The organism is Rhodococcus sp. IEGM 1241 (genome assembly GCF_033142365.1).
Taxonomy (GTDB): domain Bacteria; phylum Actinomycetota; class Actinomycetes; order Mycobacteriales; family Mycobacteriaceae; genus Rhodococcus_F; species Rhodococcus_F erythropolis.
Genome location: NZ_JAWLSE010000006.1, coordinates 19,180 through 31,529 on the forward strand (window position 1 = coordinate 19,180; position 12,350 = coordinate 31,529).

Here is a 12,350-nt window from a genome sequence, read left to right on the forward strand (position 1 = left end):
TGCTCACCGCTTCCGCGACTTGGGATCGAGGGCGTCGCGCAGAGCGTCACCCATCATGATGAATCCGAGAACGGTGATCGCCAAAGCCGTTGCCGGGTAGAACAGAATGGTCGAACCCTGACGCAGCGTCACCTGAGCGTTGCTGATGTCGCCGCCCCACGAAACCTCGGTGGACGGAAGACCGATACCGAGGAAGGACAGCGTCGCCTCGGCAACGATGTACGTACCGAGCGATATGGTGGCGACCACGATGATGGGCGCCAACGAGTTCGGGATGACGTGGCGGATCAGTGTCTTGAGCTTCGAGACACCCAACGCTTCCGAGGCCATGACGTAATCGTTGTTCTTCGCCGAGATCACCGCGCCTCGAGCGATTCTTGCCATCTGCGGCCAGCCGAAGAGCGCCAGCACGCCGACGACGGTCCAGATGGTGCGATCGGTGAACAGCTGCATCAGGACGATGGCAGCCAGGATCAGCGGGATGCCGAAGAAGATGTCGGCGACACGGGAGAGGATCGAATCGGTCCATCCGCCGTAGAAACCGGACAGCGCACCGAAGATCACGCCGATCACCAGCACCGACGCCGTGACACCGACGCCCACGAGTACGGATGCGCGAGCACCGTAGATGGTGCGCGAGTACACGTCACAGCCCTGGCGGTCGAAACCGAACCAGTGCCCTGAGGTCGGCCCTTGCATGCTGTAGGTCAGGTCGCAGAACCGCGGATCGGTGCTTGTGAACAAGCCCGGAAACGCTGCGATGACGATGACCGCGAGGATGATGATCGTCGAGATGATGAACAGGGGACGCTTGCGTAGGTCGCGCCACGCGTCGGTCCACATGCTCGTCGGCGCCTGATCGAGTTTGACGGCGTCCGTCTCCCCCGGTGCCGCAACTTCGGGCGGCGCCACGAAATGACTTTGCCGGACTGCGCGTCCGGTCTTCACGGTCTCAGACATAGCGGATCCTCGGATCGAGCGCGGCGTACAAGAGGTCGACGAGCAGATTCGCGATCAGGTAGATCACGATCAGGATGGTGACGAACGAAACCACCGTCGGCGCTTCACCTCTGGTCACGGCCTGGTAGATCGTGCCGCCGACGCCGTTGATGTTGAAGATGCCCTCGGTGACGATGGCGCCGCCCATCAACGTCGCGAGGTCGGCACCCAGGAACGTGACCACGGGGATCAGCGAGTTGCGCAACACGTGCACGCGAACCACTCGTCCACGGGAAAGTCCCTTGGCGGTAGCGGTGCGGACGTAATCGGCAGTCAGATTCTCCGCCACGGACGTTCGGGTCAGTCGCAGTACGTACGCGAACGAGACCGAACCAAGAACCAGGGCAGGGAGCAGGAGATTGGTGAAGCTGGTGTTGCCACCGACCGTCGGCGGGACGATGCCCCATTTGACGCCGATGAAGAACTGAGCCAGGAAGCCGATCACGAAGATCGGGATGGCGATGAGAACGAGGCTGAACAGCAGGACGGTGCTGTCGAAGAATCCGCCCTTACGCAGGCCCGCGATGAGGCCGAAGCCGACACCGAAGACCGTCTCGACGATCAGTGCCATGAAGGCAAGTTTCATCGTGATCGGAAATGCCTGTGCCAGAACTTCACTGACAGGTCGTCCGGAGAACGACGTGCCGAAGTCCAGCGTGAAGATGCCCTTCAGGTACAGCAGGTACTGCTGATAGAAGGGGAGATCGAGGTGGTAGCGCTCCCGAAGCTGTGCTGCCACAGCCGGACTGAGCGCCTTGTCGCCCGCCAACGCGGCAATCGGATCACCGGGAAGCAGGAAGACCATGGCGTAGATCAGAAGAGTGGCCCCGAGAAAAACCGGGATCATTTGAAGCACTCGGCGACCGATGTACCAGAGCATCGGATCACCTCCTTGTCGATGATCGTGTACGTCAGCGGACAGTCCGGTGTGAACACGAGTTCGGGACGGCAGGCAGGGCGCCTGCCGCCCCGAACTCACGTTTCAGATGCGGATCGTTCTACGCGTCAGTTCTTTTCGATGTCTTCGTAGACCGGAACACCGTTCCAGCTGATGGTCACGTTGGAAACGTTCTCCGACCATCCACTGGCAGCGTTGCGGTACCACGTCGGAACTGCGGGCAGGTCCTTGAGCAGGACTTCCTGGGCCTGATCGAGCAGTTCCTGAGCCTTCGCCTGATCGGTCTGGCCGGCCGATTCGCGCAGGAGGCGGTCGAACTCGGGGTTGGAGTAGTCACCGTCGTTGGAGCTGCCGCCGGTCTGGTAGTTCTGCGCCAGGAAGCCGTACTGCTGCGGGTAGTCGCCCTGCCAACCGGAGCGGAAAGAGCTCTGGATGGTGCGGTCGGTGGCTTCGGTGCGGATCTGAGCGAAGGTGGCGTACTGCTTGCCCTTCGCGTCGATACCGAGGGTGTTGCGGATGCTGTTCGCCGTGGCATCGACCCATTCCTGGTGTCCGCCGTCGGAGTTGTAGGCGATCTCGAAGCTGCCGGACCACGGTGCGATGGCGTCGGCCTTGGCCCAAGCAGCCTTGGCCGCCTCGGGATCGAACTTCACGTTGCTGTTACCGGTCAGCGAGTCGTTCCAGCCCTTGATTGCGGGGCTGGTGAAGTCGAGTGCAGGCGTCCTGGTCTTGTTGAAGATCTGCTGGGTGATCTGATCGCGGTTGATCGCCATCGAGATCGCCTGACGGCGGAGCATGCCCTCTTCGCCGCTGAAGTGCGGCAGGCGACCCGGGATCGTGAACGTCTCGATGGTTGCCGACGGCTGGTTGACGGTGCGTCCGGGCAGGTCCGACTCGAAGGTCGTGACGGCGCTCGGAGGAACCTGGTCGAGAACGTCGACGTTGTTGGCCAGGAGATCGGTGTACGCCGTGTCGAGGCTGTTGTACATGATGAAGTCGACGCCGGCGTTCTTCGGCTTACGGTTGCCGTTGTAGTCCGGGTTCACGACGGTGTCGATGCGGACGTTGTGCTGCCACGCGCCGGTTCCGTCGAGCTTGTACGGGCCGTTGCCGATCGGGTTCTCACCGAAGGCGGTCATGTCCTTGAACGCGACCTCGGGCAGCGGGTAGTACGCCGTGAAGCCGAGGCGATCGGGGAACGCCGACTCGGGCTGCTTGAGTTCGATGGTGAAGGTGGAGTCGTCCACAACCTTCAGACCCGACATGGTCTGTGCCGTCGGAACCTCGGCGGCAACTTCGTCGTAGCCCTTGATCGGATCGAAGAACGATGCCTGAAGCTGAGCGTTGGTGGAGAGGGCTCCGTAGTTCCACGCGTCGACGAACGACTTCGCGGTGACGGGGGTGCCGTCCGTGAAGGTCCAGCCGTCCTTGAGCTTGACGGTGAAGTTCTGACCGTCGGTGCTCTCGATGGACTCGGCAACCTCGTTCTCCGTACCGCCGTCTGCGGTGTACGAAACGAGACCGGAGAACAGCGAGTCGAGGACGCGGCCGCCCATGTTCTCACTCGTGTTCGTGGGGATCAACGGGTTCTGAGGCTCGCCCGCCCAGGCGTTGACGACGCCACTGGACGATCCGCCCGACGAATCGCCGGACGAACATGCCGTGATCAGCACTGCCGTCATTCCGAGCGCGACCGCGCCGGTCGCTATGCGTGAGATACGCAAAGGAATTCCTTCCACATCTAAGTGACCCCGAGCATGCTCGCGGCCTGCCGACAGCCGTAACTGCCGGCGTCGTGTCGCCTACAACTGAAAGTGAACGTGACTTCGAGTTGCGGTCGAATAATGGTTTGACAATAGACACATCGAACCCGAAGCGCGCACCGCACCCATTGTTGGAAAATTGGGGGTAATTGAATTCGGGCACATTCATTCGTCGGCGGAAGTGACCACCCGTCGCATCGATTCGACCGATCGTCGCAGGACAACGGGTTGCAACGTGATGCAACGGTGCGTTTGAGCGAGCTTGTGACTACCCTCACACGGAGTCAGAAAAGTGTCGATCAATGTGGAAAGAAGGCCGTCAGCCATGACAAGCGCAGCCGAAACAGACGTCCCCCAGGCATATCCGCCGAGCGCAGAGTTCGCTGCGGCCGCCAACGCGGGACCGGAGTTGCAGGCTGCCGCAGATACCGACCGCCTCGCTTTCTGGGCGAATCAGGCTGAGCGCCTTCACTGGCACGAGAAATGGACCGACGTCCTCGACTGGACCGACGCCCCCGTCGCCAAATGGTTCGTCGGCGGAAAACTCAACGTCGCCTACAACTGCGTCGACCGCCACGTCCTCGCCGGCAACGGCGACCGCGTCGCCATTGCATTCGAAGGCGAACCAGGCGATTCCCGGAATCTGACCTACAACGACCTCCTCGCCGAAGTCAGCCGCGCCGCAAACACTTTCACCGACCTCGGCCTCGTCGCCGGTGACCGCGTAGCGATCTACATGCCGATGATCCCCGAAGCGATCGTCACCATGCTCGCCTGCGCCCGCCTCGGCCTGACCCACTCGGTCGTCTTCGCCGGATTCTCCGCCACCGCCCTACGCTCGCGCATCGACGACGCCCAAGCCAAGCTCGTCGTCACCGTCGACGGCCAGTGGCGACGCGGCGCCGCAGCACCCATCAAAACAGCGGTCGACGAATCCGTCGCCGGAGCCGACTCCGTCCAGAACGTGTTGGTGGTCAACCGGACCGGCATCGACGTCGAGTGGACCGACGGCCGCGACCTGTGGTGGCACGAGACCGTCGCGCAGGCCTCACCTGAGCACGAAGCGCAGGCCTTCGACGCCGAACATCCCCTGTTCATCCTCTACACCTCCGGCACCACCGGTAAGCCCAAGGGCATCATCCACACCTCCGGCGGCTACCTCACCCAGGCGTCGTACACCCACCACAACGTCTTCGATCACAAAGCGGGACAAGACGTCTACTGGTGCACCGCCGACATCGGCTGGGTCACCGGACACTCCTACATCGTCTACGGCCCCCTCTCCAACGGCGTCACCCAGGTCGTCTACGAAGGCACCCCCAACTCCCCGAACGAGCACCGCCACTTCGACATCATCGAGAAGTACGGCGTCTCCATCTACTACACCGCACCCACCCTCGTGCGCACGTTCATGAAGTGGGGCCGGGAAATTCCCGACGCCCACGACTTGTCTTCGATCCGTTTGCTCGGATCTGTGGGCGAGCCCATCAACCCCGAAGCGTGGCGCTGGTTCCGCGACGTCATCGGCGGCAACAAGGCCCCCATCGTCGACACCTGGTGGCAGACCGAGACCGGTGCGATCATGATCTCCCCGCTGCCCGGTATCACCGCCACCAAGCCCGGATCCGCGATGGCACCGCTGCCCGGTATCTCCGCGAAGATCGTCGACGACGACGCCAAGCCCCTCGGCCCCGGCGGCAACGGTTACCTCGTCCTCGACGAGCCGTGGCCGGCGATGCTCCGCGGCATCTGGGGCGACATGGACCGCTACCGCGACACCTACTGGTCCCGTTACGCCGAAGAAGGCTGGTACTTCGCCGGTGACGGCGCCAAGTACGACGACGACGGCGCCCTCTGGGTCCTCGGCCGCGTCGACGACGTCATGAACGTCTCCGGTCACCGCATCTCCACCTCCGAGGTGGAGTCAGCACTGGTCAACCATCACGGAGTCGCCGAAGCTGCCGTCGTCGGTGCCGCGGACGAGACCACCGGACAGGGCATCGTCGCGTTCGTCATCCTGCGCGAAGGCGTCGAGAACACCGGTGAGGTTCTGATCGCCGAGCTCAAGGCGCAGGTCTCCACCGACATCAGCCCCATCGCCAAGCCGCGTCAGATCACGATCGTGCCGGAACTGCCGAAAACCCGATCCGGCAAGATCATGCGCCGCCTCCTGCGCGACGTCGCCGAAGGCCGCGACCTCGGAGACACCTCAACCCTGGTCGATCCCAAGGTATTCGACGCAATCCGCGGCAAGTAAGGCCAGCGGCCCCGTGCGCCTTTTTGGTAGTCCCCACTACCGGAAAGGCGCACAGGGGCGGAGCCCCTCTCGCAACTTCACTTCCTCTTTCGACGTCAGCCAGGACTCCTCGGCCACGCGAATGTCTGCGGCAACCCGCTTGTGCAGAGACTTTCCACGCGAGGAGAGAAACACGCGCACCTTCCGGCGATCGTCCTCACCGACTTCGCGATAGATCAGCGCAAGCGAGACCAACTTGTCCGCAACTCGCGTCAGCGTCGGAGCCGGTGTTCCCGTTCGATCGCGCAGCTCAGCCATCGTCAGCCCCTCGGTCGACGCCAAGGCTTCGAGAGTCATCCAGTGATCGAGAGTGAGATTCTCAGCCGCCAGCGTCTTCTCCGCCGCTGCCGCGGCCATTCGAGCCGCTCGGACCAGCGCGGTCGTCAGCGACGCGTCAAGAATTCCGGAGTCACTTTTTCCCACTGATCGCTCCCCCGCTGTTGCGTACTTCACACTTCTCGGGCAATACTTTCAAATGAAATGATAGTAACCCAGGCCAGGCCGCTGACTTCCGATTCCGGCGGCGACGCATGAGCGCTACCGGCGCGCTCGAACGCGCGCGCAGGGCCGTATGGCGCCTGGGCATGGTGGTTCCCCTCCAAGGACCGGCCGGACTGTTCGGTCCGTCGTGTGAAGCGATCAGCGAATTGGCCGCCCGCGACCTCAACAACTCCGGCGGCGTGCTGGGACGCGAAGTCCAGATCGAAGTGATCGACGGCGGCGCTTCGCCGGGCGTCGTCGCAGCCCGCGTGCAACAGCTACTCGACGCAGGTGACATCGACGCCGTCAGCGGTTGGCACATCTCCTCGGTCCGCCACGCACTCGCACCGGTGGTCGCAGGCCGTATTCCGTACTCGTACACCTCGCTCTACGAGGGCGGCGAGGTCCGACCAGGAATCTACTGTTCGGGCGAAACACCACGACAGCAGATCGCGCCGGCACTGAAGTGGCTGCGCGACAACGTCGGAGCGCGCAAGTGGTTCGTCGTCGGCGACGACTACATCTGGCCTCACAGCTCGCTCGGGGCCGTGAGGCAATTCGCCACCGAACTCGACCTCACCCTGGTCGGCGGTTCGTTTGTCGATCTGGGGCGCGGCAACATGAAGCAGTTGGTCGAGACCGTCTCGAACTCCGGTTGCGACGGCGTGATCATGCTCCTCGTCGGGCAGGACGCCGTCGACTTCAACCGAGCCTTCGCCCGCCGAGGCCTCGACGAGTCGATGATCCGGTTCAGCCCGTTGATGGAAGAAAACATGCTGCTCGCAAGCGGCCCCCGCGCAACCCGGAACCTGTTTGCCTCGGCAGCGTACTTCCGCTCGATGGTCGACGGTAACTCCATGGACCTGCTCGGGCGCTACATCGCACTGCACGGCGCGCACGCTCCGGCACTGAACAACGCTGCCGAGTCGTGTTACGAAGGGATACATACCCTTTCGGCCCTGGTTCGACGCGCCGACAGCACCCACCCGCACGCCCTGGACGCCGTCGTCGAAGGCGCCGCGTACGACGGACCTCGCGGAACCGTCGAGTTTCGCGATCGCGTTGCACGACAGAAGATTCAGCTGGCCGTCGCGGACGGACTCGACTTCTCGATCATCGCCACCCTCTGAAACCTTCCCCTGAGATCCACCTCTTGACTTCTGTGGCGCGCATCACTTAGTTTCATTTGGAATCATTTCATTTGAAAGTAACCCGTCCCGAAAGTAACCGGAGGTGCCCGATGGGCAGTGTTGGTTTGCTTTACGTGGGAGCCGTCCTCTTCGTCAACGGACTGATGCTGCTCGGCACAGTTCCCGTTCGATCCGCCTCGGTCCTCAACCTCTTCGTCGGCGCACTTCAATGCGTCGTCCCCACCGTTTTGTTGATTCAGGCACAGGGAGATTCGAGCGCCGTCCTGGCGGCCTCAGGTCTCTACCTGTTCGGATTCACCTACCTCTACGTGGGAATCAGCAATCTCGCCGGCTTCGAACCGGAAGGAATCGGGTGGTTCTCACTGTTCGTCGCGTGCGCCGCGCTCGTGTACTCCTTCCTCTCGTTCACGGTGAGCAACGACCCCGTCTTCGGGGTCATCTGGCTCGCATGGGCAGCACTGTGGACGCTGTTCTTCCTGGTGCTCGGCCTCGGCCGCGAGAACCTCAGCCGCTTCACCGGCTGGGCAGCAGTCCTGCTGAGCCAGCCCACCTGCACTGTTCCTGCCTTTCTGATCCTGAGCGACAACTTCCACACCACACCCGCGGTAGCCGCCGGCTGGGCCGGAGCGCTTCTGATTCTCCTCGGCCTGGCCAAGATCCTCGCCGCACCCAAAGCCGCAGTACCCCAGACTCATCCAGTCTTCAACTGATCCACACAACCAAGGAGTGAAAGACAATGCGACACGGTGACATCTCCTCGAGCAACGACACGGTCGGCGTAGCAGTAGTCAACTACAAGATGCCCCGCCTGCACGATCGCGCCGGAGTGCTCGAAAACGCGCGCAAGATCGCCGACATGATGATCGGCATGAAGACCGGACTCCCCGGTATGGATCTGGTGGTATTCCCCGAATACTCCACGCAGGGAATCATGTACAACGAAGAGGAGATGTATGCGACAGCGGCAACCATCCCCGGTGACGAGACCGCAATCTTTTCCGCCGCTTGCCGCGAGGCCGATACCTGGGGAATCTTCTCCATCACCGGTGAACAGCACGAAGACCACCCGAACAAGCCGCCGTACAACACGTTGATTCTCATCGACAACAAGGGCGAAATCGTTCAGAAGTACCGAAAGATCCTGCCCTGGTGCCCCATCGAAGGTTGGTACCCCGGCGACACCACGTACGTATCCGAGGGTCCCAAGGGCCTGAAGATCTCGCTCATCATCTGCGACGACGGCAACTACCCGGAGATCTGGCGTGACTGCGCGATGAAGGGTGCAGAACTCATCGTCCGCTGCCAGGGCTACATGTACCCCGCCAAGGACCAGCAGGTGATGATGTCCAAGGCAATGGCCTGGGCCAACAATTGTTATGTGGCAGTTGCCAATGCGGCCGGATTCGACGGCGTCTACTCCTACTTCGGACACTCCGCGATCATCGGATTCGACGGTCGGACGCTGGGTGAGACCGGCGAGGAGGAATACGGAATCCAGTACGCGCAGTTGTCCGTCTCAGCCATTCGCGACGCACGCGAGAACGATCAGTCCCAGAACCACATCTTCAAGCTCCTCCACCGCGGATACTCCGGTGTCCACGCAGCAGGTGACGGAGACAAGGGCGTCGCTGACTGCCCGTTCGAGTTCTACAAGCTGTGGGTCACCGATGCCCAGAAGGCTCAGGAACGCGTCGAGGCCATCACCCGAGACACAGTGGGCGTGGCGGACTGCCGCGTCGGAAACCTGCCGGTCGAGAAGACAATCGAAGTTTAAGGATCTCGCTGTGCCGTATATCACCGACATGCTCCATGACCGGAACAGTGCAGCAGCACCACCACTGGCCGAGGAACAATCCGAACCCGTACCGGTCGGAGCCTTCGACGCTCGCAATCTCTCGAAAGCCCTCAGTTCCAAGATCGTCGGACAACAGGCCGCCGTCGACGCAGTGGTTCGGGCGATTTCGATCGCGCATGTCGGTGCCACGGATCCGACGCGTCCACTCGCCAATATCCTTCTGGTCGGCCCCACCGGCGTCGGCAAGACGGAGTTGGTGCGCCGCGTGGCCGCGGAACTACGGTCCGGGCCCGACGATCTGTGCCGCATCGACATGAATGCTCTTGCTCAAGAGCATTATGCGGCGTCGTTCTCCGGGGCACCGCCTGGGTACGCCGGCAGCAAGGAGTCCTTCACACTGTTCGACAAGAACACCGTCGAGGGCGATCCGTACACCCCCGGAATCGTCCTGTTCGACGAAGTGGAGAAGGCCGACCCCACCGTTCTACGTGCGCTCCTGCAGGTCCTCGACAACGGCGAACTCCGGTTGGCGAACGGTCAGCAGAAGATCTCGTTCCGCAACAGCTACGTGTTCCTGACCTCGAATCTCGGTTCTGCTGCGGTGGCGGAACGTCGACGGTCCCGGGTGCGGCAGCTCGCCGATCGCGTCCGGATCGATCGACCACACCATGGTCACCACTTGGTGCAGCGCGCTCTCGAGAAGTTCTTCGACCCCGAGTTCTTCAACCGCATCGACGAAACCGTGATCCTCGACGAGTTCGACGAACAGACCGCGGAACAAGTGACCCGGCTCGAGATCGAACTGATCACGACTCGGTTGGCCAGGAGAGGCGTCGACGTCGACGTGGACGACAGCGCCGTCGCTCTGTTGCAACGGCGCGGATTCGATCCGGTGTACGGAGCACGTGGCCTGCGTCGGACCATCCGAAACGTCTTGGCCGACCCGGTGGCCGCCGCCGTTCTCAACCTACGACCAGTCGGGACGCAGCCACTCGCCTTGCAGGCGCGGGCAGTTGGTGATCAGATACAGGTAAAGAAAGTCCCATGAGTGCTCGCTCACGTTGCGGATCGAATCCGCAACGTGGGCGACACATTTCAAACATGTCCGCGTAACGCCACCTCCCTAGGTTGGGTGCCTGCACCACAAAGTGCACATGCACAGGCACCCAGGGGAAGTGACGTCATGACAGCAGTGAACGAGCAGGTGTCCGCCGGCGCACCGGACAGGGCAGATCTCGGTGAGAACGCCGCACTGAAGGAGACTCTGGAGGACTACACCCTCCGATTTGCGCCACGCAGCTACCGCAAATGGGGAACCGGCGTCGTCGCGACCTCCGCACTCGGCGGAATCGCGTATCTCGCAGACTTCTCGATCGGCGCCAACATCGGCATCTCGTACGGCACCGGTAACGCATTGCTGGGGATCGCCGTGTTTGCCGTCGTCATCATGGCCACCGGCTTCCCACTCGCCTACTACGCCGCGCGATACAACATCGACCTCGATTTGATCACGCGCGGAAGCGGTTTCGGCTACTACGGCTCGGTGGTCACCAACGTCATCTTTGCGACGTTCACCTTCATCTTCTTCGCGCTCGAAGGTTCCATCATGGCCCAGGGTTTGAAACTGGGGCTCGGGATCCCACTCTCGATCGGATACGCGGTCTCGACCCTGATGGTCATTCCACTGGTCATCTACGGAATGAAGGCTCTGGCAAAGCTCCAAGTGTGGACGACGCCTCTGTGGCTCGTCATGATGGTGCTGCCGTTCCTGTATCTGCTGTTCAAGCACCCAGATTCGGTGAGCGCGTTCTTCGCCTTCGGCGGTGAGGACGGCGCAAACGGCAAGGGCGTCAACTTCGGATCGGTGATGCTGGCCGCGGGTGTCTGCCTGTCGCTGATCGCACAGATCGCCGAGCAGATCGACTACCTACGCTTCATGCCGCCCAAGACGCCGGAGAACACCCGTCGTTGGTGGGCTGCAGTAATTCTCGCGGGGCCCGGCTGGGTCATCTTCGGCGCGTTCAAGCAGATCGTCGGACTGTTCCTCGCCGTGTACATCATCGCGAACGTCGTCGACGGATCTTCGATCGCCAACCAGCCCGTGCACCAGTTTCTCGAGATCTACCAGGACATGATGCCGCACTGGCTGGCCATGACCCTTGCCGTGATCCTCGTGGTCATCAGCCAGATCAAGATCAACGTCACCAACGCGTACTCCGGCTCACTGGCCTGGACCAACTCGTACACCCGCGTCACCAAGACCTACCCGGGACGCATGATCTTCGTTCTGGTCAACCTGGCGATCGCACTGATCTTGATGGAAGCCAACATGTTCGACTTCCTCAACACGATCCTGGGCTTCTACGCCAACTGCGGTATCGCCTGGGTCGTGGTCGTCGCCTCCGACATCGCGATCAACAAGTACTGGTTGAAGCTCTCCCCGAAGGTCCCCGAGTTCCGACGCGGGATGCTCTACGACGTCAACCCTGTCGGCTTCGTGTCGATGCTGCTGGCCGCGGGCATTTCGATCCTGGTGTTCTTCGGCGCATTCGGTTCGGCGATCAAGCCGTTCTCCCCGATCGTCGCGATCGTCATCGCACTGGTGATGCCGCCGGTCCTCGCCGTCGCCACCAAGGGCAAGTACTACCTGCGGCGCACCGACGACGGCATCGATCTGCCGATGTTCGACGAGTACGGGAACCCCTCGGGTGAAACGCTTCTGTGCTGCGTCAGCGGCATCGAGTTCGAGCGACCCGACATGCTCGCGTCGAACGTTCCCGGCCCGAACGGCGAGAAGCAGTACATCAGTTCCTTGGCCTTGAGCACCGACAAGACCGGTGAGCACGTCCTGCCTGCTCAGCTTCCCTGACAACTGCTGTGCGCCTTTATTAACCGCCGGGGGGGGATAAAGGCGCACAGCAGGGGTTTGCCCCGACATCGTCGAGCGCCTCACCCATTGTCTCGCGCC

The 12,350-nt window shown here is 62.1% G+C and carries 10 protein-coding genes; 6 read left to right on the forward strand and 4 right to left on the reverse strand.

Annotated elements, in window-relative coordinates; translation table 11 throughout:
• Positions 1 to 3 precede the first annotated feature (3 nt).
• From R4P70_RS24205 to R4P70_RS24215, 3 genes are all read right to left on the reverse strand, one after another.
• Entirely contained in the window at positions 4 to 960 is a 957-nt protein-coding gene (locus R4P70_RS24205; protein WP_003946092.1) for an ABC transporter permease, read from the reverse strand.
• On the reverse strand, positions 953 to 1,879 hold the full coding sequence (locus R4P70_RS24210; RefSeq protein ID WP_019746637.1) for an ABC transporter permease: 927 nt from the start codon (positions 1,877 to 1,879) through the stop codon (positions 953 to 955). The genes R4P70_RS24205 and R4P70_RS24210 overlap by 8 nt, the downstream gene beginning before the upstream one ends.
• 125 nt (positions 1,880 to 2,004) lie before the next feature.
• A complete protein-coding gene (locus tag R4P70_RS24215; protein WP_020968269.1) occupies positions 2,005 to 3,621 on the reverse strand; it encodes an ABC transporter substrate-binding protein in 1,617 nt (538 codons plus the stop codon).
• A 364-nt stretch (positions 3,622 to 3,985) separates the two neighbouring features.
• Between R4P70_RS24215 and acs the strand changes: the two genes are divergently transcribed.
• The gene (acs, locus tag R4P70_RS24220; protein WP_021342686.1) at positions 3,986 to 5,917 is read left to right on the forward strand and encodes an acetate--CoA ligase; all 1,932 of its coding nucleotides are present in this window, start codon (positions 3,986 to 3,988) and stop codon (positions 5,915 to 5,917) included.
• 36 nt (positions 5,918 to 5,953) lie between these two features.
• Here the strand turns inward: acs and R4P70_RS24225 are convergent, their stop codons facing one another.
• The gene (locus R4P70_RS24225) at positions 5,954 to 6,379 is read right to left on the reverse strand and encodes a MarR family transcriptional regulator (RefSeq protein ID WP_041815521.1); all 426 of its coding nucleotides are present in this window, start codon (positions 6,377 to 6,379) and stop codon (positions 5,954 to 5,956) included.
• Positions 6,380 to 6,486: 107 nt separating this feature from the next.
• On the opposite strand from R4P70_RS24225, the gene R4P70_RS24230 reads away from it, so the two are divergent.
• The 5 genes from R4P70_RS24230 to R4P70_RS24250 all read left to right on the forward strand — a co-directional run bounded on the left by R4P70_RS24230 (position 6,487) and on the right by R4P70_RS24250 (position 12,251).
• The gene (locus R4P70_RS24230; RefSeq protein ID WP_317832177.1) at positions 6,487 to 7,566 is read left to right on the forward strand and encodes a substrate-binding domain-containing protein; all 1,080 of its coding nucleotides are present in this window, start codon (positions 6,487 to 6,489) and stop codon (positions 7,564 to 7,566) included.
• A 110-nt stretch (positions 7,567 to 7,676) separates the two neighbouring features.
• Positions 7,677 to 8,297, forward strand: a complete 621-nt coding sequence (locus tag R4P70_RS24235; RefSeq protein ID WP_317832178.1) for an AmiS/UreI family transporter — start codon at positions 7,677 to 7,679, stop codon at positions 8,295 to 8,297.
• A 26-nt stretch (positions 8,298 to 8,323) separates the two neighbouring features.
• The gene (locus R4P70_RS24240) at positions 8,324 to 9,361 is read left to right on the forward strand and encodes an aliphatic amidase (protein WP_019746630.1); all 1,038 of its coding nucleotides are present in this window, start codon (positions 8,324 to 8,326) and stop codon (positions 9,359 to 9,361) included.
• 10 nt (positions 9,362 to 9,371) lie between these two features.
• Positions 9,372 to 10,430, forward strand: coding sequence for an AAA family ATPase (locus R4P70_RS24245; RefSeq protein ID WP_317832181.1), 1,059 nt, complete (start codon positions 9,372 to 9,374; stop codon positions 10,428 to 10,430).
• A gap of 135 nt (positions 10,431 to 10,565) precedes the next feature.
• Complete coding sequence (locus R4P70_RS24250) at positions 10,566 to 12,251, forward strand: purine-cytosine permease family protein (protein ID WP_019746628.1); 1,686 nt, start codon at positions 10,566 to 10,568, stop codon at positions 12,249 to 12,251.
• Positions 12,252 to 12,350: the final 99 nt, after the last annotated feature.